The sequence below is a fragment of the Actinacidiphila oryziradicis genome (assembly GCF_005047355.1).
Lineage (GTDB): Bacteria > Actinomycetota > Actinomycetes > Streptomycetales > Streptomycetaceae > Actinacidiphila > Actinacidiphila oryziradicis.
The window spans coordinates 1-21,610 of record NZ_SUMC01000094.1 but is presented as its reverse complement, the minus strand read 5'-3'; the positions used below and the strand labels follow the sequence as shown (position 1 = coordinate 21,610).

Genomic DNA, 21,610 nt, shown 5'->3' with positions numbered 1-21,610 from the left:
CGGAGTCCCTCAGTGGACGGGTACGCGTGGCGGTCCTGGCTGAACTTCCGCTGCTGATGGGGTGCTTGACCGACTCCGCCCCCTTCGTGCGGCAGGCCGCGATCCGGATGGCGTGCCTCGCTCCGCGCCCGGCCGACCCGGCCGTGGTCCGCACGCTCGTCCACCTGTACGAGAGCGACCCGTCCGCCCGGACCCGGGCCGACGCCCTCACCGCCCTCGCCCTGCTCGACCCTGATCCAGCCACCGTACGGGACCGTGAGCTTAAGCTCAGGGGCGTTCGCAGCCGGCAGGCTCGTCTCAGCCCCCTCAACTGGGTGGCCTCCAGGGGCGTCAGCAGTGGTGGGCAAAGGCTGCGGACATGGCATTGCGTAGGACGGGGGCGGGGTCCGGGCGCGTGGCAGAGGGCGGGTAGACGGTCCTGCCCTCCTTGATGGTCTCCACGACGGTGATGTCCTTGATCTTCCGCTCGGGGATCGTGAGCGGGTTGTGGCTGAGGATCACGAAGTCGGCGAGCTTGCCAACCTCGATGCTGCCCTTGGTGTCCTCTTCGAAGTACTGGCGGGCGGCGTTGATGGTGATGGACTTCACCGCGTCCAGGGCCGACACACACTGGTCCGGGCCCAGGACGCTTCCTGAGGTGCGGGTGAGACGGGTGACCTGGCTGGACAGGATGGCGATCGAGTTGGGCAGGGCGACGGGGGCATCGTGGTGTGAGGTGTAGGCCATGCCGCGGTCCACCGCCCACCGGGCCGGCGAGATGTTGACAGCGCGTTCGGGGCCGAGCACGGTCTTGCGGTACCAGTCGCCCCAGTAGTACGTATGCATGGAGAAGAACGACGGGATGATGCCGAGTTCCCGAAACGCCTCGATCTGGTCCTCGCGGGCGGTCTGGCAGTGGATCGCCGTCGTACGCCGGTCCTGTCCGGCTTCTTTGGTGGCCGCGCGCACGCACTGGATGAGCTGGTCGATGGCGGCATCGCCGTTCACGTGCGCGATGACGTGCCAGTTGTTGGCGAAACCCGCCCGGACCTGGGCCAGGACGTCCTTGTCCGGCAGGGTCGCATAGCCGCGGTAGTCCTCATCCTGGCCGTCGGGCGGGGTGAGGTAGGGCTCGGTCAGCCAGGCGGTGCGCCCCTGGGGCGAGCCGTCCAGGAACAGCTTCACCCCGGCCGTCCGCAGGCCCTTGGTGTACTCCCGGCTCGCCTGGACCGTGTCAGGGGATTTCATGGCCTGGTCGGCCTTCACGTAGACGACCACGTCGGTGGCCAGGCCGTCGGGGCAGGCGTCCGCGACCTGCCGCAGGAGACCCAGGACCTCCAGGCTCGCTGCCCCCTCCTGCACGGTCGTGAAGCCGAATCTCGCCGCCGACAGAAGGCCCACGGCCAGGAACTGCCCGCTGTCGATGGGGTCCATACCGGCGACGGCCAGGTCGGCGGCGGGGTTGAACGCGGTCTCTTCCAGCACCCCGTTCGGCTCCCCGTACACGGGCCCGGATTCGGTCCCGCGCTCCAGCCGCCGCCGGATCACCCCGCCCTCCGGATCCGGCGTCATGGCGGTGTACCCGAGCCGCTCGAGCCCCAGGCTGTTGACCGCTCCCAGATGGAAGGACTGATGGATCGCCAGAACAGGCTTCTCGGTGGATACCACGTCCAGGTCGTGGCGGGTGGGGTGCCTGCATTCGGTGAGCATGGAGTCGTCGTAACCGAAACCGATGATCCAATCCGAGCGCTTCCCCACCTCGCTTCCGGCGAACTCACGCAGCTTGTCCTGGAGGGATGCGATGTCGGTGACGTTCCCGTCGGGAGCGGCCAGGAGATTGGCGATCGTGGCCTGCAGGCCGGTGCCGGTGACGTGGCCGTGCGCATCGATGAAACCCGGCAGCAGAGCCTGGTCCGGCAACAGGTCGTGCAACCGCGTGTCCGACCCCTGCCACTCGGCCTGCGCCTGGGACAGGTTGCCGACGAAGACGATCCGGCCGTCCTTGACCACCACCGCCCCGGGCGCTGCCGACTTCTCGTCGGTTACCGTCACGATGGAACCGCCGGAGAAGATGACGTCGGCATCTCCAGACCGCGTTCCCGGCGCGATTTCCTGCGACATCACACACCACCTGTTCTCCTGTGAATGATCAGCCTTCGCCACGAAGAGTAGACACTTGTATGCGAAAAGCGAGCGATCGACGCCGACCAGTAGCCGGAGGAAGCCGCACGCCGCGCCCCGGACGCTGCCCGAGCCACTCATCTGCGGAGCCACGAACCCGACCCATGAGACGACCGTCGCGGGGGGCCAACGGGACAAGCCCAGATCAGATGCGAGTCACGCCGACCCGAAGAGGGAGGATCGCTGTCCGGTGTCGGCGAACCTGGCGTGGCAGACCGGGCTGACCTGCGACTCGTCAGGTTCCCCGTTAGAAGTTCGGCATCATGCTCTCATTGACCATGGCATTTTCGGGAGTGTGCAAACGTGAGCTGTCTCCTGGGCGAACTTGACGAAGATCCGGAGAGACGCCGGTCTGGCCAGCGCATACCGTTCCGAGCGCGCGTGCGCGACACCCAGGTCGTAGTGGTAGCGAGGGCGCGAGGGATCCAGGTCGATGGCGTTCTCGAAGTAAACGACCGCACGGTCCAGGGCGTGGTGGTCGCTGGCGTACACGCCGACGTGCGCGAACAGCTCCGCGTCCCAGTCGACTTCCGCCAGCACCACGTCCAACTGAGGGAACAGCGCGGCGGCCGAGAGGGCAGACGCACCGCGTGGCATCGAGGGAGTGCTGGCACTGTGGGCCCTGGCGGCCGGACTGTCGGCGACTGGCAACAACGCGGTGGCCACGTACTTCATCCAGCTCGGCACCCACGCCGGGCTGCCCGGTACGGTAACCGGGAACTGCTGTCGCTCAGCGCTGTCCTTGCCATCACCATCCGGCTCGCCGCAGGCGCGTTCACCGATCGTGCGCCCCGCCGCAATCCGGCCATCGGCTGGGGCTGGGGACCGGACTGCTGGCTCGCCACCGCGCTGCGACTGGTCCCCGGCAGAGCCGAGAACGCCGGGCACATTGTTCAGGTCGGTGTCTACGCGGGCGCCACCATCGCACCCGTCGCCTTCAGCGCCCTGTCCAGTGCTCTCGGGCTCTCATTCCTCGCTCATCGCCGCCGCAGCCGCGTTCGCCGCAGCAGAGCCACCACGGTCGGAACGCTGCTTCTGAGGCGCCCTCGCTAAAAGGGTGGCGTTCCGCTGCGGCTGCCCGCGCTGAGCGGGAGGCTTCAGCCCGAGGTGTCGGGCTTCTCTGAGCGCCAGGCGCGCCGGTTGGTCAACTGGCGCGCTCAAGTTGCTGGTGGCGTTCCGGCTGCGCGGCCACCCCCCGGGCAATCAGCAGCCCGGCGTGGTGGATACGGGCCGTCTTTTCATATCGGTGGCGATCCCTTGCCATTGTTTGAGCCGGTTGACGCAGACGGAGCCGGCCCCGGTCGAACGGCGGGGCGGTTGGCGGCCCCGCTACGAAGCTGGGGTTCACGACCGAGGCCAGGCCGTTGGCGGCGAGCACGTCGCGGTAGCGCCCGATGACCACGGCGGGCTCGGTCGTCCAGCGCCGTAGGAGGTAGTCCAGTTCTGGGCGTACCTTCTCCGGCCGACGGGGGCGCTTGCGGCGTGGGGTCGCCGGTTCCGCGAGTTGTCGCAGGTGCGTGAGGGCTTCGTTGTCCAGCTTCAGTACGCGGCCGAGCGCTTCGAGGACGTGGGGCGAGGGATTGCGGTCACGGCCCTGCTCCAAGCGGGCGTCATGCCACCCGTAGGCAGCCGCCGCAGGTTCAGCCTCGTCCTGCGAGGGCCACCCTCGCAGGACGAGGTGGCGCGAAGGGCGGTTTACCGGCGACGTCGGCGGACCGCCCTTCGCACCGCCTTCGGCCGGGATAGTCAGCCAGGGCGATGCTCACTTCGTCGGCGCGAACGCGTCGATGCCGGTCAGCTCCGCCGAGAGTGTCCGGAGCCGGGCGGCCTGCCCGGGGTCGATCGCATAGGGATTGACTCCACGCGCCTTGCCCCGCTCGGTGTCGGTATCGGCGACCTCGGCGATGTCGCAGTCCTCGCAGTACACGCCGCCCATACCCGCCAGCTGGGGTGAGGTTGCCGTCCACGCGCAGGTCGCCGCTCCCTGCTCGGGCGTCTTCCACGGGAAAATCGAGTTACCGGCCCTGTCGATCCATCCGAGCGCGACCATCTCGTCGTCGGAGATGTGGCGCTGCAAGGGGGGTACGGATGCCGCCCGGATACACCGAGAACGCCCGTACGCCATGGCGCCCGCCGAGCGCGTCGAGCTGCACGGCGAAGAGCACGTTGGCGGTCTTGGCCTGGCCGGACAGCCGGTGAGCGCCCTCCTCCTGCAAGACGCCATCCGGATGAGCGCTGCCGGCATCCTCACAGCCGAAGAAGCCGGCATCGCGGTGACCGCGCTGGAGGCGTCGATCGCCGCGCGCGATCCGGGCGACATCACCACGGCGAAGAAGCCGTCGGCCGCGAGGCCGACCCGCCGAAGCCCGGCGGACCCCCACGGCCCCCGGCACCTCCAGGACCCGGCGCCGTACAGCCACTAGCCCCTGCTCAGCACGATCCAGCGCAACTTCGGGCTCGGCTGCCTGCAGAACACCTGCGACACCGCGCACGTGCGGCCGTTCGGCCCGCTGCTGACCGTCAACGGGTCGGCGGCACGGCCGTTCACCGCGCTGCCGGTTCCCGCAGTCACCACGCCCACGCCGACACCGGCCGAGCCGGTCTCCCGCGTGACAAGCACTCCGAGCAGCGCGGGCTGGTCGGTCCAGGGCGCGCCGATCATCGGCAAGGGTGACAACACCTTCGGCTCGGTCGCGGCGGTCTCGCCCACCGACGTCTGGGCGGTCGGCAACTACCTGCCCGACGCGGCCGGGAGCAACAAGGACGCCACGCTGAGCATGGCCGCGCACTACGACGGCACGCGATGGACCTCGACCCCGACGCCCAACAGCGGCCCCAACTTCAACACACTGTTCGGCGCGGCAGCCACGCCGGGCAGGGCATGGGCGGTCGGCGTCGCACTGGACAGCCAGTACCAGGCACACAGCCTCGTGGAGGCGTGGAACGGCTCCGCTTGGAAGATCGCCGCCACGCCGAAGCTGAACACCCAGCGCGACATCCTGTACTCAGCGACCGCCGTCTCCGCCTCCGACGTCTGGGCGGTCGGTGAACAGCAGGACCGCGGCGGCCGGTTCGGCACCCTGATCGAGCACTGGAACGGCACGCGCTGGTCCGTGGTCCCGAGCCCGGACCCGGGTTCGACCGGCAACCAGCTCTACGGCGTCGCCGCCGCCGGTCCCGACAACGTCTGGGCGGTCGGGCAGCGCAACGACGCCACCACCGACCGGCCGCTGGTCGAGCAGCGACCGTTTCGGCCGCCTCTTACCGAGCTGTACGGCGCGCGTTGGAAGCCAAGTGACAACAATGGCATGAAAGAGCCCAGCCGCCAAGAATTGCCGCACAGCTGGGGGTCATGGGGTCGCAGGTTCACATCCTGTCGTCCCAACGGTGTTGACGCAGGTCACAGGCCGTTTTCGCATAGCGGGGGCAGCTTTTGGCTTTAGAATTGGGGAGCAAATGGGGAGCCCTCGTACTCCCCATTTGCTCCCCGAGTCGACGGTGTCAATCCCGACCGTTTTGTCCGTCGCCCGATCCGGTCGACATTGCGGGCGGTTCGGCGCCGTACGGCAGCGTCGTCAGCCGTGCGCCGCCGCTGATTCGACGGCGGTTGCTCGGGCCAGGGCCGTCGCGAGGCTGTCGATCGTCGCGGCATGATGATCGGCCGTGCTGCTGCGACAGGCCTACCTGGGCGTGGTGAACGCGTTCGCGATGCTGCGGCTGCTGCCGATGAGCGACCGGGACAAGGACGCAGAAATATTGGCTCTGCGCCCCCAGATCACGGCGCTGGAACGCCAACTCGGCCAGGAGCGGTCGCGGTTCACCCCGAGCGACCGGGCGCTCCTGGCGGCACTGCTGCACCGGCTGCCGCCAGACGCGCTCCGCCGGCTGCGGCTGCTGGTGCGCCCGGACACGGTGCTGCGCCGGCGCCGCGACCTGGTGGCACGCCGCGACGCTCCCCAGTCCCGTCCGAAGCGCCCGGGACGGCCGCGGACCGTGCACTCCGTCCGGGCCTTGGTGGTGCGGCTGGCTCAAGACAATCCCAGCCGGGGATATCGCCGTCTGCACGGCGAACTGCTCATCTTGGGAGTGAAGGTGGCCGCGTCCACCGCCTGGGAGATCTTGCGGAAGTCCGGCACCAGCTCCGCGCCGGAGCTGGCCTCCACTACGTAGGCGGACTTCCTGCACTCCGCGGCCGATGCCCCGCTGGCGTGCGACTCTTTCGAGACGGTCACGCTGTCCGGGGCGAGGCTGTATGTGTTCGCGGCGATCGAGCACGCCAACCGACGGATTCGGATTCTGGGCGCTACCGCGCACCCGACCACCTCGTGGATGACCCAAGCCGCGAAGAACCTGGTCATGGATCTTGAGCGCCGTGTGCCACATGTGACCATTTTGGTCGCGGGAAGGAGGACGAGCCGCCGCTCAGCGCCCATATTCCCTGCCAGCGGGCCGGCTCCCATCCGGGGCAACCACCGCGGTGGGCAGGCCGGCCTACCGCTCGGCAATTGTCCCCGCCCCTGTCCCCGGCCCGCGCGACATAACGGCAGATCAACCCGTGCGGGTGCGGCCTACTGTTGGCAAATCCTGCACATTGTGCACACGCGAGGCGCGCAGCAATCTGACGGGATCCGGCTCCACCGGCGTCCGGCAACCTTAAGTACAGGTATGTCCGATAGGGATCAATCGCAGGACCTACTCATGACAATTCTCCGTTAAAAAGCGTGTGAAGAAGTCGTCACCGTCCGGTGGGCAGTTGCGCGTAAGCGCGTTGAGATAGCGGAGCGTTGGGCGAATCATCCGACAAGTCGGCTGGACGGGCGGCCTGCTGAGGTGGTTGCATCTTGCCCCAGACGGAAGTTATCCCGGTTTTTCGGGCATCAGGCGACCGTTGAACCGGCCGGATCGGTTTACCGCTGAAGCCGGCCGGCACCATTCAGAAATCCCAAGCCATGAAGGGAAGCGCAATTCATGCGTAGCTTCACGCCTCAGGTCGAGACCAGCGAAATCTCCGACGCCGACCTGGACAACATTTCCGGCGGTCTCACCATTTCCGGCGGTGCCGTCTCCCCCCTCCTCGGCGTTTCCGGCGGTGTCTCTGTCGACGGCCTCGGCGAGGTTCTTGGGGCCCTCCCGCTCAGTCTGCCCCTTCCGCAGGTCACCGGTGGCGCCAGCCTCTGACGGCGGCTTTTGCTGCGAGGCGTCACGGCCAGGAGCATTACTCAACACACGGGAACACCGAATCCCGATGCGGCCGGGGACCCCGGAACTCCTCGTTCCGGGGTCCCCGGCCGCTCTTGGCCGTGGGCTGTCATCCAGGCACCTGGGCGCGTGTATCGCAGTCGTGAACTGCTGTGCCTCACTGAGACGAATGGGCTGAGCGCCAGCCGACTCGACGCCCCGCGCCGGATCGTGGACATCCCGGTCCTGTCGCCTTGGCGCCGTGGCCGGTCCACCGTCCTCGGGACTCCGTAGGCCCGGCGGCATGATCCAGGCACGGAAGTCATCGGCGTGGTCGCTGGTTGCCACGCTCGGCAGTAAGGAGCGGGAGATCAACCCGCACCACCACTCGAAGCGGTCGGCGACCGGCAGATCCTCGCTGCGCAACACACTTTCGAACACCTGACACACCCCCGGGTCCCATCATGACCTCATCAAAGCGTCGCGGGGAGGGAATGCACTCAGCGAACCTGACGTGTCTCGCACCGACACATCTATGTGACCGGCACGAACGGCAAGCAGATCCAGATAAGTACTGGGTGGAGCTGCCGCTGTACGCGCTCGCGGAGGTGCGCGGCCGCATCGTCGCCCAGACGTCGCCGACGGTCTTCCCTGCCCCGGCCGCCGCGTGCGCGCCCATCGGGAGAGGACTACAGAGAGCTGCCCACGGAGCGGCCGGGACGAACACCGGCCTGCTCCATCGAGCAGCGCCCGGCGGTCAACGCCCCCGAACGGTGGGTGGTCCACCGCGGCGACTGCCACGCCGGCCGGGGGCAACGCCAGCCCGCCGGAGACCGCAGGCGCTCACCGCCCTCCACCAGGACGACACGGTCGCCTGTACCGTCTGCCGACCCGACCGGGCCCTGCTCCCCCACCGGCGACGGCTCCGGCCGTGCCGTGCGCGGCCCGGCGTCGTTGGACAGTGCGGGACGACGACCGCGCTCGCCGAAACTCTGTGCCGCGACGCCGCCGCGCTGCTGGCGGCGTACCGGGGCCGGGGCGTGGGTGCCGACGCCGGAAGAACACGAGCTCGCTGAAGGCCTGGCACACGGCCGCTGGGACGGGCCGTTCTTCCGGGCAGTTCTGCGGGACGTGGCCTCCGCCATACGGTCGTACTGCGGTGCCTTCCGCAGCATGCCGCGCTGGGGGGTCGTCCGGCCGGCACCCAGGGTCTGCGGGGACCAGCGGGCGGTATAGGTGAAGTGCTCGGGTGGGCGTGCCCGTTGGCCGGAGCGGGGCCGTGGCGTGACGTCGATGCAGTGCTCGCGGATCGCCGCGGCGACGATCCGGCCGTCCAGACCCGGCTCATGGCAGCGGCCGGGCAGTGCTTGGGCGAGGTGCCGCCGGGCTCCGGCGAGCAGGTGTCGGGGCGGAATCCTGCCGCGCATGACTGGAGTCGGCGCCGAAGCGGGCGACGGCACTGCGGCGCCACCGGTCGCGCAGCACGGGCAGCGGGAGCGGCCGCTTCTTCGGCGGCCGGGTGTCCTCCGCCGCCCGGGTGCTCATCCACTCCCGTGCTTCGTCACCCGGCTCGTGCCGGTGCTGATGCCGGTAAGTCGCCAGCAGTTCGGCGCGGCGGACCCACGTTGCCCGGCTGCGGGTCGCGGACCGGTCGATGCCCCGGCCACGTCACCCTCGGCGGGATATCCGGGCGCCCATCGGGCACCGTCATCCGGCTCGGCCGCCACCACCCGCTCCGCCTCGATGGCATTCATCGGATGAAGCACCAGCCGCGCTGTCACAAGATCGCCCATAGCAGGGAGGAGCATCACGCGGGACAGACGGACCGCACTGGGATTACCCGGCCGGACATCACACTGCCTCCGGTACGTGATCATTCATGCGAGATGGTGACGGTATGCGCTCGAACGCCGGCGCCCACCGCGCGGCGGTCGGTGCGGATGCGGGCGAGCAGCTGCCCAGCGGCCGCGGGGGCGCCTACCAGGCGCGCCAGTCGTCGGGGTTGGTGAGGGCCTGGTGCAGCGGTTCCCACTCATTGGAGCCATAGAGCCAGAAAGCCGGCCCCAGCGGTCCGTGCTCCTGCAGCCGGTCCAGAGTGGTGGCCAGGACCGCAATCGTGTCGTCGTAACTGCGGTTGTCGGCCCACTCACCCCTCCGGCGAGCCGGCGTCCGTTACGACCCGGCAGGCCAGAGTGTTGGCACCCCGGAGCAGCGGGTGCACGCTGGAAGTGTGAGGCCCAGGCCTCGCGACCGGGTCTCGCGCTGTGCCGCACCGTCGACCCGGCCACCGTTCGTCACCCGCGCTCGCAGCGCTTTCGGCAGACGGAAGAGGGCCCGGCACGCGCCGCCGTCGCGGGAGCGGGATTACTCCCCGAGGAGAGACATGGCGACTGCACCGATTACGACCGCGGTGGACGAGTTCCGCCGGCTCAGCGACAACGACACGGAATTGCAGGCGCACGGTAAGTACTACTCCTGCAGCTTCCTGCTCGACATGGAGGACCAGAAGTTCCTGGTGCGAATGCACCGGGGAAAGGTGGAAGACGTGATTGTCGACCCCGAGCCGCTGGCGGCGTACGACTTCGCCATCCGGGCCGACACCGAGACCTGGCGGGGATTCTGCCAGGAGATTCCGCCCCCGATGTGCCACGGCATCTGGGCAGCCACCTTCCGGCGGGGCATGCGGCTGGAGGGCGACCTGCTTGTTCTCATGCAGAACCTGCGCTGCATCACCCGGCAGCTGGAGCTGCTGCGCGTCACCGGGCCGCTGATCTGACCAGCAGCACCCGAAAGGACACCTCATGAGCACATCAAGCAAGATTTCTCCCGTTACCGGCCATTACGTCACGATCGACGTGGAGGACGTCCAGTACAAGGTCTTCTACCTGGAGAACGGTGAAGGACAGCCGCTCGTCTGCCAGCACACCGCCGGCTGCCACAACCACCAGTGGCGAGACCTGCTGGAGGACGAGGAGATCACGAGCCGTTACCGGGTGATCGCCTATGACCTCGCCCGGCACGGCAAGTCCGATCCGCCGCTCAACAAGGAGTGGTGGAAGGAGGAGTACAAGCTCACCGCGGACCACTTCACCGCGTTCATCGTCGCCTTCTGCGATGCTCTCGGCCTGGAGGAACCCATTTTCATGGGCTCGTCGTTCGGCGGGAATGTCGCCCTACAGCTGGCGCTACGCCACCCGGACCGGTTCAAGGCAGTGATCCCGGTGGAGGGGGCGGACTACTCGCCGGGCTTCTACCTCGACTGGTGGCAGCACCCCCATGCCAATGCCGCTCAGGTCTGTGCCAGCGGCGTGTGGGACCTCATGGCGCCGCAGTCCCCCGACCGGGACCGCTGGGCGACCTGGTTCTACTACACCCAGGGGTCAGAGGCATTCAAGGGCGACCTGTACTTCTACTCGGTCGACCACGACCTGCGCGACCGACTGGGCGACATCGACGGAGAACGCTGCCCCGTGATCATGCTCACCGGCGAGTACGACTACCTGACCACCCCCGAGGACGGGAGCCGTACCGCACAGCAGATCCGCGGCGGGGAGTTCATCGAGATGAAGGAGATCGGCCACTTTCCAATGAGCGAGAACTACCCGCGCTTCGCCCACTACCTCAAGCAAGCGCTGCGGCGCGTCGACGAGCGCACCGCCAAGTAGAGATCGCGCGAAAACCCCTGCTCCGGCCGCTTGAGATCGTCCCGGTGATCGGATCGGCCGAGACCTGGTGCGACTGCCGGCCGCGCCGTACTCCGAGCGGGACGGCTACCGATCCGAGTGGGCGCCGGCCAGCCGATCCCACGCTCGCTCACTGCCGGGCCCGGGACGACCTCGTGCAGCGGGGTGAGGGCCGTAGGTCTGCCGGAAGTCCTCCAGCGCCTTCGCCCGGTCCCGCTCGAACGCCGACCGACACGGACATCTCCGGCTTCACAATGAAGCCGCTTGACCCCCAGGTCCGCGACCGAACCTACTATTCGAGCGGTACAGGTTCTTTCGCGGACCCATCCGCTCTGTGTCCGGCGCCGGTTTCGTCCTGCTGGGCCAGGAACCAGTCACAGATCTCGGATCCAGTCAGGAACACCGTGTCCTCGCGCTGTTGGAGCAGGTCCAGGACCTCACGGAAGTACGGCAGGCGGTGGCGGGCTCCGACTAGGTGCGGATGGATCGGCAGACTGACAACGATCGGTTGGCCCGCGCCCTCCTCGTCGTAGGAACGCAAGGTGTCGGCCACGCGGCGGTAGAGCTCTGGTGACGAGTGATGCTCGACGGCGTAGACGACGCTGTCATTGAGATCGAGTGAGTAGGGAACAGCCACCAGCGGCTTGGGCGTCGCATGCAGCCAGACGGGCACCTCGTCGAGGACCCAGTCACAGACGTAGTCGACGCCGCACTCGGCCAGGAGATCCGGCGTGTGCGCCGTCTCCTGCAGTCCAGGACCGAGCCAGCCACGGACCGGCCGGCCGCTGAAGCTCGCCAAGTCCTCAAGCGCCTGCCGGATGACAGCGCGCTCGTCCGGCGCGTCCGCGAGCACCTGCTGATCGACCCCGTGCCCTACGAACTCCCAGCCGGTGTCCAGCAGTAGTTCAGCGGCCTGCGGATAGGCGCTGATCACACTCGCGTTCATGTTGACGCTCGCGGGAAGTCCCCGCCCGCGGATCAGCTCCACCAGGCGCGGAAGCCCGCGCCTCATTCCATACTCGGCCCAGCTGAAGTTGGGCACGTCCGGAACGTGGTCGCGTCCGTGCGGCGAGGTGATGATTTTCCTGGGCATCGGGCGGTCCAGCGACCAGTGCTCGACGTTCAACGCGATGCTGACGATGACGTTCTTCCCGGGCGCAGGCGCCTGCAGCTGCGGCCGGTCGTCCCCTATCGCGTAGGGAACTCGGGGGTTCGACATGATCACGCCTCCTTGTTCGCAACCGTCGCGAGATCGGCGATCGGCAGTTCATCGGTGCCGTGCAAGGCGCGCTCGGCGAACGAAGCCGCCTTCGCCGGGCCGAGGACCGGTGCCGTGAGGAGCTGGATCTTTTCCCGCAGTTGCTGGATGGTCATGGGCCGGTCCTTGCTGCCCGTCGCGTGCTCGACGTGATGGCGGCGTGCCTTGGCACCGGAGATCTCGACGACACACTCGTCCCGTGCGATCGAGGTGTCGAGGCCGACAGTGACGCGCCGTCTGAACTCGGCGATCTCGGTATTGGTGGCTCGGGCATCGGTGAATTGCCCCGGACCGCCCGCGCCATCGATCAGGCCGACCGCGAAGCAGTGGTGGACACTGAACTTGCTCTGCAGTCCGTTCGCCGGGTCGGCGATGCCCATGACATCAAGGACTACGGGATTGGTGCGCAGCAGAACCGCGTGCACGTCTTCGGGCCGGACGCCCGCCTGCCGGAGCTCGATGCCGGCGTCGATGACCGGATGGGACACGATGCCGCATGCGTAGGGCTTGAACGCGTTGGATTCAAGCTCCCAGGAAATGCCCAGGTCCCGCACGATGGCCTCGGTGTCGGCATCGGTGGACGCGGTCGGCGCGAACCCGCGTCGGCCCTCGATCCCCGCCGGCGCCGAGGTAAAGCCCATCGAGGCGAGCAGCGCCGCCTCGACGCCGTCGTACGCAGCCTTGCCGGCGTGGAAGGACTTGGTCATGGTGCCGAACGCGGCCTGCAGCCCGGCCGCTTCCGTAGCGGCGATGGCCAGTGCCATCTGCATCTGCCCGGGGCTGAGCCCGAGCAGGCGTCCAGCGGCGGCGGCGGCACCGAAACGTCCGGTGGTCCCGGTGATATGCCAGCCGCGGTCGAAATGCGTCCGGCCCAGGCCGACGCCGATCCGCAGGGTGATCTCGACTCCGAGCGCCACGGCGTCGATCACCTCGCCGAGGGTCGCGCCGGTGTACTCGCCGACGGCGAGGGCGGCGGGGACGACCGGTGCGCCGGGATGGATGACGGTACGCAGGTGAGTGTCGTCGAAGTCCTGGACGTGAGCGGCTATGCCGCCCAGCAGTGCGGCGACGGTCATGGATGTGCGCTCACTGCGGCCCCAGAGCGTCGCCTGCGCGGGCAGGCCCGCCGGCGCGAAGGTCGTGTGGGCGCTGCGGTAGGCGTCCTCGGCGCTGCCACCGACCATCACGCCGAGGGCATTGGCGAGCGTCGCGCGGGCGGAGTCCCGGACCCGTGGCGACAAGCCGGTTGTCGAGATCGCGAACGCTGCCAGCTGCTCCGTGACAGCCGTTGGGGCAGTCACCGTCTTCATGTTGCTCATGCCGCACTCCCTTCAGGGACCATCGCCGCAGCGAGCCGGCGCAGGTCCGGTGACGTCGTTATCTCGGCGACCGCCGCGACCACATCGGCGCCGCGATCCGATAGCACCGGCTCAAGCAAAGCGTCCACCTTCGCCCTGACCTCGTCGCTTGTCAGGGGCCTGTCCAGGCTGCCGCGGGCGTGGTCGGCCCGGGGCATGGCAGAGGGAGCGGTCGGGTTCGGTGATCGGTTTCGTGGTCACTGTCGGCGCCGATCAGGTATCCGGCCCGCAGTGGCTTGATCCTGTTGCCGCAACCGCTCGGTGACCATCCGAGCCCGGGCCGACGGCTCCTTCGGTGCGGAGTCCCGTATGGACGCCTCGGTATCATGTACGAACTCCTCCCACACATCGTCCGGCAGGGACGGCTGTTCGCCAGATGGTGGTGGTTGAGGGGGCATGGTGTCGGCACTCGAGGGGACGGCGAGCCGGATCATCCGTAGGTGCGACCACCTGTTCTGCGCATCACCGGTATTCGGCCAATCGTGGCCGCACCCCCACCAGCACCAGCGTAGCCGCGATCCCCAACACCCCCGCCGGGATCGCGGGCCAGCCGTCCATGCTCGAGCGGGCGGCGCTCGCGTGCGCATCGAAGTCGGCGCGTTGCTGGGTGGTGAGGAGCTCCAACCTCGTGGCGAAGTCCCAGAAGTCGAACGCCACGTCGCCGCGTTGGACCTCGGTGAGGACCTCGGCTGCCTGATCGATGTTCCCGGCTGCGAGGAGTTTCCGCAGGGTTCGGTCGTCGGCGCGGAAGTTGTCGTAGCGGGTGAGGACTGCCTGGTAGACAGGTAGTTCGGCGGCGGTGGCGTCGGTACCCGGGGCGAGGAGGGTGTCGAGGCGGCCGGTAAGAGTGGCGAATCGGCTGCGGTCCTGGGCGCCGGAGTTGGGGTCGTGGACGAGCCAGCGGCTTTGGGTGGCGGAGGCATCGGCCGCGACAGCACGAGCTTCGGCGAGGCGGGACCAGGGCTGGAGGCCTTGGCGGCCGGCGGTGGTGATTTCCGAGGCGGCCGAGGCGAAGGAGCCGAGGCCGGCGAGGGTGACGGCGATGACGGCGGCGGTGGCGGTCAGGAGGGCCGGGTTGAGGAGGCGGCGGTAGCGGCGGGCGAGGTCGCGTTGCCACCAGAACAAGGCCAGGAGGGCGATCGCGCCCAGGACGCTGACGGCGATGGCGGCACGGACGGCAGCCGCGTGGGCGGTGCGCTCCAGTTGGGCGGCCCGGGTGGCGTACGTACGGGAGAGAGCTTCAGCTTTGGGGAGCACTTCGTCGCGCATGATGTCGCCGGATTCGGTGGAGAGGGCGACGGCCGCAGCGGGCGGGTGGCCGGCGGCCCGGTCGGGCTGGTTGTCGTCGACATAGCCGGCGCGGCCGCTCATGTCGTCATAGCGGCCGAGGGCGTCGAAGAGGGCGCGGACCTGCGTCGCCTGCGTCTGGTCGGCGCCGAGCTGCTGGAGGAGAGAGCTGATTTCGGCGCGGCGCTGCTGTGCGGTAATGAGGGCCAGGAGCCGGTCGCCGACCGTGGTCCCAGGGTCTTTGGCCGCGTGGCCGGGGACGAGTTGGTTGGCACGCTGGGCGTCGAGGTCGGCAAGGGCGAAGCGGAGTTCGGCGGCGGCGGACGCTCGTTGGGTGACGGTGGCGCGGAGATCCGCGATGTCACTTCGTACGATGATGGCGCTGATGACGGCCGTGGCGCAGAGCACGGCGATGGCGATCAGCGCCGCGCCCGCCTGGCCGCCCAGCCGCAACAGGGGCCTGACCCTGGTCTCAGGCGCGGCGGGGGCGGGTGGCGCCTGAGTAATCGTCATGGGCTGACGCTAAGGATGCCGCGGGAAAGGAAGATTGCGCTCCGCCGCACTCAAGGCGGCCACCACGTAACAGAACGGAACGGCAGCCCGGCAATGCATCGCCAGAAACGATCGAGGTCCTGTGCTCGTACAGCTGTGGCGTACGCTTCGCCGATGCCTTCCGTCAACCGGGCCCCTCTGCCGCTCGCCGCAATACTCCTTGTCATGTCCACTGCGGTCGGTTGCTCCACACTGCCGACCCCCAGCGATCCCGCGCTGCCAACTCCCAACGGTCCGGCAGCCAGCGCCAGCTGCCACTACGACCGGAAGGGCCGGTGCCTCACCGTGCAGATCAGCGCCGGCCCTCACCGTGACCCAACGCCTGGTGAGTCACGTCCGCAGTACGATGACGAGACGATCCGGGAGCTTTTGGCCGAGCAAGCCACAACGACCTGGCTGCCGTGGGTGGCCGAACAGAAGCGCAAGGGCCTGGACTGCATCCCGCGCCCCGAGATCGGCTTCGTCGCTTCCTGCACGGGCTCCGCGACCGTCCCTTGGGCGATCCCGTACGACAAGGACCCCGCCCGGTCCCAACGGCGCGCGGAGGAGTTCACGAAGTACGTCAACGAGCATGGCAGTGACCAGCAGAAAGACGCCGTCACCCTGGTACACGCCGTGGTGGGTGACTGGGAGCCCCACGACGACAAGGGCAACCAGCACATCACCATCCACACCACGATGACGGGCTACAACGACGACGAGAGTTTCCAGCGGGCCTACGCTCTCATCGCCGCCTGCGAAGAATGGCAGCGCGGCCGCCACGGAGTGGTCGTCGTCAGCAACGTGACGGGGCACGGCATCACGTACAAGGACACCTCCGTCCCATCGTGACAGCATCAGCCGGGCAGCATACCGGCCTGCCCAGGTGACGTACGAACACAGCCCGGCTCTTCGACGCCCAGACGGCCGGCCCCGGCCGGCCGGGGTATACGCCTGCAGGCCCAGCATGCGCCTCGCCAGACTGGTGCTCATGATTTCGTTGTGGAGCTTGCCGGCCGCGCCCGCCGGACCTTCGCGCCGGTGCGCCCTCGGCGTCGCGGGAGCGGAAGCGAACTTGGCGGCTCATATGCTCCCGCCGGTATGCGGCGCGTGGCGCAGAGGATTGACAGCCACCGTGCGTCCTGCTGCTCCACGAGAACCCCTTCGGGAACCTGTCCCCGCTCGGATGGCCCGCCACCCACCGACCTGTCACCCCGGGTACATGGACGGTCCGCACGACCTGGGCGGCCGGATGGACTTCGGCACCGTCAACGTCGAGATGGTGCTGGTCTCCGCGGCGTCGGCGCCTGCTCCGAATCAGACGCTGTCCTCCTTTCGGTATGCCGTGGAGCGCATGGACCCGGTGCACTACCTCGGCTCCCCGTACTACGAGCACTGGCTCACCGCCACGACGACGATCGCGGTCGAGGCGGGACTGCTCGGCCAGGAGCAGCTGGAGAAGCGGGCCGGCGGCCCCTTCCCGCTCGCCCACCCGCCCCGGGTGCGCGGGCCGGAGAACCCGGGCACCGGTGCGAAGCGGTTCGCCGCCGGTGACCGTGTCCGGGTCTGGCGGCGGCATCCGCTGGGGCACACCCGGTGCCCCGGGTATTGCCCGCTGGAGGAGTCCGTCGATATCCAGGTGTGGGACAGCTCCGCCGAGGTCCCGTACCTCGTGCTGCCGGAGCGTCCCGCCGGCACCGACGGCGTGTCCGAGGACGCGCTCGCCGCCCTGGTGACCCGGGACTCGATGGTCGGGGTGGAGGTGCTGTGATGCTCGATCTCGACGGGGCGGCGGCCCCACCTCGCCGCAACGGCGACACCAAGAAGGACGGCACGATCCATGTGACCTGGGACAAGCAGCTGTACTTCAAGGACCACGCGGGCCTGCAGGCCGCACTGCGCAAGGCCGGCTTCCCGGTGCTCATCAAAGATGGCGAATTCTGCAAGGAGCCGCAGGACAACGGAACGCTCGACCCGAGCGGCGTAGGGCCCGGGGTCAGGAACGTCATGAAGGGCGATCGGGGAGACAACGGGAAGGTCACCTTTGTCTTCACCCCCTCGGCGGTGCCGGCCGGGACCCAGCTGTTCATCGGCTACCTGGACACGGCCCAACTGGCCTCCGTGAACGGGAATCCGGGATCCGTCGAGCGCTTGGTTCCCACGGGAGTGCCGCTGACGTGCACCACGGACGCGCCGCCGGCGCACACGCGCTCGTAGCGGAACGTCGCGGTGGCCGCCGGTCACCGCCGACCGGCTCTGGCTCTGCCTGTGGCGGATGGCCGCCGGCGCGAATACGGGGCAGCCCGGGCGCAGCCGTGGGGGCGCGGTGCGAGGACGACGGGCTGGAGCCGATGGCTCCGTGGCGGGTCTCGCGGAGGTGAGCCATAGGCGAGCCCGCTCTACGAGCGGTGTGGGCTACCGAGGGTGCGCAGTGCTGTGGTGGCGGACCGTGGCGGTGAAGATCTGGGTGTCGCCGGTACGGGTGTCGGTCCAGATCGGGTGGAATACGTGGCCGGGTGCGGCGGCCATCCCTGGTAGTTGGCCAGCCAGTGCGTACTGCCGGTGTTGATGACCTGCCGTGGATCGAAGGGCCGCGTGGTGACGCGCAGGTGTGAGCTGGGCGGACGGGGGTCCGGGCTCCACTCTGTCGGCGCAGGCCCGGTACGCGGCCGGCACCCGGGAGATCCTGCAGAGAGCTGGCTGGACGGCACCCCCGATCCGGGACGAATACCTGATCGTGGCGGGCGGCGGCCGGCGGCTCGCGGGGCCGGGCGTGCGGTCGTACTCGGCACGGAGCTGAATACCGGTCGGCGCGCGGGACCCGGGAGCACCGCCGGGTCCCGCGCGCCTTACCCGTCAACTGGGCAGCGTCCAACTCTGGTTGGCCGCGCCCGAGCAGGACCAGATCTGCAGCCGGGTGCCGTTGGCCGAGCTGTTGCCCGTCGCGTCCAGGCACTTCCCGGACTGCGGGTTCACCAGCGAGCCGCCTGCGCCGGGCTGCCATTTCTGCGAGCCGGTGCCGTTGCAGTCATACAGCTGCACGGTGGTGCCGTTCGCCGTGCCCGCCGATGTGACGTCCATGCACTTGCCGAGCGCCTTGAGCGTGCCGTCCGAAGCCACCGTCCAGGTCTGCGCGCCCGAGGCGTTGCAGTCGTAGAGCTGCACCGCCGTGCCGTTGGCACTGCTGGCCCCCGCGACATCGACGCACTTGCCGCCGTAGCCGTGGATCGGCCCGGTGGCGCTTCCGGACGGCGGGGTGACCGGGCCGCTCTGGCCGCCCAGCCAGCGCAGGCCCTGAAGCACCAGCTGGTTCTGCTGGGCGCTGGCGAAGGTGGACGACAGGGCGGTGTTGGTGGAGTAGTCCATCGCGTTGTGGCCGAAGTTCGCGTAGATCATCTTGTAGTTGCGGTTCGACCAGACGATCGGGTAGTAGCCGCTGTACCAGCTCTGGTTGGGGTCGGTGCCTATCGGGAAGGTGGACTGGTCCATCGAAGCCAGGATGTCGATGGCCGGGTTCTGCCGCAGGTCGTACTGCCAGCTGTACCACTCGCTGACCGAGGAGGTGATCGTGGACGACAGGCCCGCGGTCGCCGCGTGGTTCGGGTCCTCGATCTTCAGCGTCTCCGACGTCGGGCCCCAGGTGTTGGTCTGGAAGGTGCCGGTGCCCAGGAACGTGTTGTGGTACCAGGACCAGTCGCTGGAGTCGGTGTTGAACGCCGAGACGTGGAAGCCCATCCAGCCGCCGCCGTTGTTCATGTACGTCTGGAAGGCTGACTGCTGGGCGGCGGTGTGCGGGTAGTCGTCGAGGAACAGCACGACCTGGTAGTTGGCCAGGTTCGTGGTGTTGAGCTGGCTCCAGTCGGTGGTCGCGGTGTACGAGAAGCCGTACTGCGCCCCCTGCTGCGGGAACCAGGCGTTGGCCTCGTGGTCGAAGCTGATGTGCGCCGCGTCGTACGTGCCGTTGTAGAAGGCGATCACCTTGAAAGCGGGGGCCGCCTGCGCGGTGTGCGCCGGTCCGGCCTGTACGCCGAGCAGTACGGCGAACAGGGCGAACAGCCGTAGCAGCGTGCGGGACCAGGGGAATTGCGTGCGAGGTCTGAACATGTGGGGGCCTTCCTCGTTGCGACGGACCAGGTACGCCTGAGCGCATTCAAAGGTCTAGACAATGTGCATGTCAATGACCTTGGTCCGAACCAAGTCAAGACTCTCCCGCTGGCCGTCTCAAGAGCCCGGCCTCATGGCCGCCGAGCGCCAGCACCTGGAGCAGCCCGGCGTCGACCCCCACCCCCCCAGAAAGAGACGCCCGCCAAGGCCCGTACGAGCGGCTCCGGGGCCTACGAGCGGGGCCCAGCGGCCCTAATCAGCACAAGGACCGCACCAGCCTCTGCGACGATTCCCAGGCCCCACACCGAGACGCTCCCGGACGGGACGTCTGTGCGACTGTGGATGCTTGTGCCGAACACCAAGAGCAGGCGGAAGAGTTGGGGCCGGTGGTGATGCTGATGCTCCGCACGGCCTGAACGACTTGGTCCGGCGTCGGATGCTCCACAGGCCGGTGTCGGCTGCGGTGGTCTCGATCGTTGATACGACCGAGGGCAATAATCACCGGGAACCTCCGAGGATGTCCCGGTCTTCAGGCCGGGGAGGAATCGGATCTCCTGCGGAGCAGGGCAGGGGAAGGCGAATCGCCGCCGGGGGATTCGGCGTCTGCCACGACGGTGCCGCGCCCGACCTCAAGCCGGTACACGATCTCGGAGTTGAGCGACCGCCGGGCGGACTTGGCCTGAGCGGTGAGCCACCGGTGGAGGTCTTTGGGGAGCCTGAGAGTGATCTTTGTTTCTTCATCCATGCCCCTATCGTAGTGGTAAAATGGTGGCGTGACGGCAGAGTGTGAAGCGGAAGGCGCCGGGCACACCCGGTACACCTACCGGCTTCGCGTGTCGTCCACCGCCCGCACGGCCCTACTGGCCGCGGCGGGGCCACCGTGCTCACCGCCTTCTACGGCGGGCACCACCGTCTCGCGGTGACGTCCAAGGGTGTCACCGAAACTTCGACAGCATCCAGGCCGCCGCCAACGAAGCAGGCACCAGCCGAATCTGGGCCGGTCAGCACACCCGCTTCGACCACCGGGCCAGCCAGCAACTCGGCGCCCGGGTAGCTGACTTCGTGGCACGCCGACTCTGACCGACCGCGGCGGACCAGGCAATGCCTGGTGGTACCCGCGTCAGCGGGCACGGGCGCGGCCGCTGGCCCGCAGCAGCGTCAGGAAGGTGTCCAAGGCGGCCTCCAGGTGGCCGATCGCGCCCGTGGACATCAGGATGACCACCCCGCCCTGCACCGCGGCGACCAGTGCCGCCGCCGTGCGGTCGGCATCGAGCCGCCGGTCGGCCTCGCCGGTCTCCTGCATGCGCAGGATGCCGGCCCGCAGGGCCGCCTGCCACTGCTCGATCAGCTGCGTGGTCAGCGCCTGCGCTGCCGGGGTGCTGCGCCCCAGCTCGGTGATCAGCACGCCCAGGGGGCAGTTGACGCCCTGCTGCTCGTAGCGCCGGATGACCGCGTCCCGCCAGTCCCGCCATGCCTGCCAGGTGGTCAGGTCGTCGAGGTGCGGCTGCTGGTCCTCCAGGACCCGTTCGGCTTCGCGGGCGGCCACGGCGAGCAGGAGCTCCTCCTTGCCGCCGGGGAAGTAGTGGAAGATCTGGCTCTTGCTGGTCGAGGTGCGGGCGCGGACGTCGTCCAGCGTGGCCGTGGCGGCTCCTTTGTCCCGGATCTCGGCTGCCGCGCCGTCGATGATGCGGCGCCGGGTCGCGGCTCCTTTGGCGGTCAGCATGGCACTCCCTATTTTGGACTTGCGGGTCCATTTTACGCGAGCGACTGCGAGGTGCCGACCGAGAGAAAGGCGCAGGAAGATGCGAGCGATTGTCGTCGATCAGCTGGGAGGGCCGGAGGAGCTCCGGATCGCCGAGCGCCCGACTCCGCGTCCCGGTCCCGGCGAGATCCGGGCCGACCTCGGTGCAGCCGGGGTGAACTTCGTGACTCCTCCCCCGGCTGAAGCCGGGGGCTTCTCGTTACGCCGGGTTGGCGTCGCGACGGACCAGCCCGGCCCGTAGAACGTTGGTGGCTCCCACTGTGTCGGCGTGCGCGGTCTGGCCGCAGGC

The 21,610-nt window shown here is 68.7% G+C and carries 20 protein-coding genes and 3 pseudogenes; 12 read left to right on the top strand and 11 right to left on the bottom strand.

Translation table 11 applies throughout. The features are described 5' to 3' along the window. Positions 1-330 precede the first annotated feature (330 nt). The gene (locus FCI23_RS44215; RefSeq protein ID WP_136729697.1) at positions 331-2,100 is read right to left on the bottom strand and encodes an amidohydrolase; all 1,770 of its coding nucleotides are present in this window, start codon (positions 2,098-2,100) and stop codon (positions 331-333) included. 321 nt (positions 2,101-2,421) lie between these two features. After that, positions 2,422-2,757, bottom strand: coding sequence for a tetratricopeptide repeat protein (locus tag FCI23_RS44210; RefSeq protein WP_136729696.1), 336 nt, complete (start codon positions 2,755-2,757; stop codon positions 2,422-2,424). A gap of 18 nt (positions 2,758-2,775) precedes the next feature. Here FCI23_RS44210 and FCI23_RS44205 point away from each other — a divergent pair, with 18 nt between their 5' ends. Further along, entirely contained in the window at positions 2,776-3,213 is a 438-nt protein-coding gene (locus tag FCI23_RS44205; protein ID WP_136729695.1) for a hypothetical protein, read from the top strand. Positions 3,214-3,304: 91 nt separating this feature from the next. Here FCI23_RS44205 and FCI23_RS44200 read toward each other — a convergent pair whose 3' ends face one another. Then, complete coding sequence (locus FCI23_RS44200; protein ID WP_136729694.1) at positions 3,305-3,763, bottom strand: MmyB family transcriptional regulator; 459 nt, start codon at positions 3,761-3,763, stop codon at positions 3,305-3,307. Positions 3,764-3,922: 159 nt separating this feature from the next. Beyond that, positions 3,923-4,346: pseudogene (locus FCI23_RS44195) on the bottom strand (oxidoreductase); the annotation flags it as partial. On the opposite strand from FCI23_RS44195, the gene FCI23_RS44190 reads away from it, so the two are divergent. The 5 genes and pseudogenes from FCI23_RS44190 (at position 4,284) to FCI23_RS57375 (ending at position 7,783) form a co-directional block, all read left to right on the top strand. Beyond that, positions 4,284-4,583, top strand: a complete 300-nt coding sequence (locus FCI23_RS44190) for a hypothetical protein (RefSeq protein ID WP_169317242.1) — start codon at positions 4,284-4,286, stop codon at positions 4,581-4,583. The pseudogene FCI23_RS44195 and the gene FCI23_RS44190 sit on opposite strands and share 63 nt — an antisense overlap. A gap of 69 nt (positions 4,584-4,652) precedes the next feature. Beyond that, positions 4,653-5,603 carry a hypothetical protein gene (locus tag FCI23_RS44185; RefSeq protein WP_136729692.1) on the top strand — a complete coding sequence of 317 codons (951 nt, stop codon included), beginning with the start codon at positions 4,653-4,655 and terminating at the stop codon, positions 5,601-5,603. 220 nt (positions 5,604-5,823) lie between these two features. After that, positions 5,824-6,528, top strand: a pseudogene (locus FCI23_RS44180) (integrase); the annotation flags it as partial. 600 nt (positions 6,529-7,128) lie between these two features. Next, entirely contained in the window at positions 7,129-7,338 is a 210-nt protein-coding gene (locus FCI23_RS44175; RefSeq protein WP_136729691.1) for a hypothetical protein, read from the top strand. Positions 7,339-7,642: 304 nt separating this feature from the next. Next, entirely contained in the window at positions 7,643-7,783 is a 141-nt protein-coding gene (locus FCI23_RS57375) for a hypothetical protein (protein WP_169317243.1), read from the top strand. Positions 7,784-8,027: 244 nt separating this feature from the next. Here FCI23_RS57375 and FCI23_RS44170 read toward each other — a convergent pair whose 3' ends face one another. Beyond that, positions 8,028-8,765: a hypothetical protein gene (locus tag FCI23_RS44170; protein ID WP_136729690.1), complete on the bottom strand. Its 738-nt coding sequence runs from the start codon at positions 8,763-8,765 to the stop codon at positions 8,028-8,030. A 956-nt stretch (positions 8,766-9,721) separates the two neighbouring features. On the opposite strand from FCI23_RS44170, the gene FCI23_RS44160 reads away from it, so the two are divergent. Then, entirely contained in the window at positions 9,722-10,114 is a 393-nt protein-coding gene (locus FCI23_RS44160) for a hypothetical protein (protein ID WP_136729689.1), read from the top strand. Positions 10,115-10,139: 25 nt separating this feature from the next. Next, on the top strand, positions 10,140-11,003 hold the full coding sequence (locus FCI23_RS44155) for an alpha/beta fold hydrolase (RefSeq protein WP_136729688.1): 864 nt from the start codon (positions 10,140-10,142) through the stop codon (positions 11,001-11,003). Between the two features lie 310 nt (positions 11,004-11,313). On the opposite strand, the gene FCI23_RS44150 is transcribed toward FCI23_RS44155, so the two are convergent. The 3 genes from FCI23_RS44150 to FCI23_RS44135 form a co-directional block, all read right to left on the bottom strand. After that, entirely contained in the window at positions 11,314-12,240 is a 927-nt protein-coding gene (locus FCI23_RS44150) for a polysaccharide deacetylase family protein (protein ID WP_136729687.1), read from the bottom strand. 2 nt (positions 12,241-12,242) lie between these two features. Further along, on the bottom strand, positions 12,243-13,598 hold the full coding sequence (locus tag FCI23_RS44145; protein ID WP_136729686.1) for an MmgE/PrpD family protein: 1,356 nt from the start codon (positions 13,596-13,598) through the stop codon (positions 12,243-12,245). Between the two features lie 501 nt (positions 13,599-14,099). After that, complete coding sequence (locus FCI23_RS44135) at positions 14,100-15,437, bottom strand: hypothetical protein (RefSeq protein WP_136729684.1); 1,338 nt, start codon at positions 15,435-15,437, stop codon at positions 14,100-14,102. Positions 15,438-15,641: 204 nt separating this feature from the next. On the opposite strand from FCI23_RS44135, the gene FCI23_RS44130 reads away from it, so the two are divergent. The 4 genes and pseudogenes from FCI23_RS44130 to FCI23_RS44115 form a co-directional block, all read left to right on the top strand. Beyond that, positions 15,642-16,307 carry a hypothetical protein gene (locus FCI23_RS44130; RefSeq protein WP_136729683.1) on the top strand — a complete coding sequence of 222 codons (666 nt, stop codon included), beginning with the start codon at positions 15,642-15,644 and terminating at the stop codon, positions 16,305-16,307. Between the two features lie 370 nt (positions 16,308-16,677). Then, positions 16,678-17,226, top strand: a complete 549-nt coding sequence (locus FCI23_RS61175) for a nitrile hydratase subunit alpha (protein WP_136729682.1) — start codon at positions 16,678-16,680, stop codon at positions 17,224-17,226. After that, positions 17,226-17,672, top strand: coding sequence for a hypothetical protein (locus FCI23_RS44120; protein ID WP_136729681.1), 447 nt, complete (start codon positions 17,226-17,228; stop codon positions 17,670-17,672). The genes FCI23_RS61175 and FCI23_RS44120 overlap by 1 nt, the downstream gene beginning before the upstream one ends. Before the next feature lie 418 nt (positions 17,673-18,090). Further along, positions 18,091-18,255: pseudogene (locus FCI23_RS44115) on the top strand (NAD-dependent formate dehydrogenase); the annotation flags it as partial. A gap of 56 nt (positions 18,256-18,311) precedes the next feature. Here the strand turns inward: FCI23_RS44115 and FCI23_RS44110 are convergent. The 3 genes from FCI23_RS44110 to FCI23_RS44100 all read right to left on the bottom strand — a co-directional run bounded on the left by FCI23_RS44110 (position 18,312) and on the right by FCI23_RS44100 (position 21,282). After that, the gene (locus tag FCI23_RS44110; protein WP_136729680.1) at positions 18,312-19,559 is read right to left on the bottom strand and encodes a ThuA domain-containing protein; all 1,248 of its coding nucleotides are present in this window, start codon (positions 19,557-19,559) and stop codon (positions 18,312-18,314) included. Between the two features lie 529 nt (positions 19,560-20,088). Continuing rightward, positions 20,089-20,304 carry a toxin-antitoxin system HicB family antitoxin gene (locus tag FCI23_RS44105; RefSeq protein ID WP_136729679.1) on the bottom strand — a complete coding sequence of 72 codons (216 nt, stop codon included), beginning with the start codon at positions 20,302-20,304 and terminating at the stop codon, positions 20,089-20,091. A 375-nt stretch (positions 20,305-20,679) separates the two neighbouring features. Continuing rightward, complete coding sequence (locus tag FCI23_RS44100; RefSeq protein ID WP_136729678.1) at positions 20,680-21,282, bottom strand: TetR/AcrR family transcriptional regulator; 603 nt, start codon at positions 21,280-21,282, stop codon at positions 20,680-20,682. Positions 21,283-21,610 lie beyond the last annotated feature (328 nt).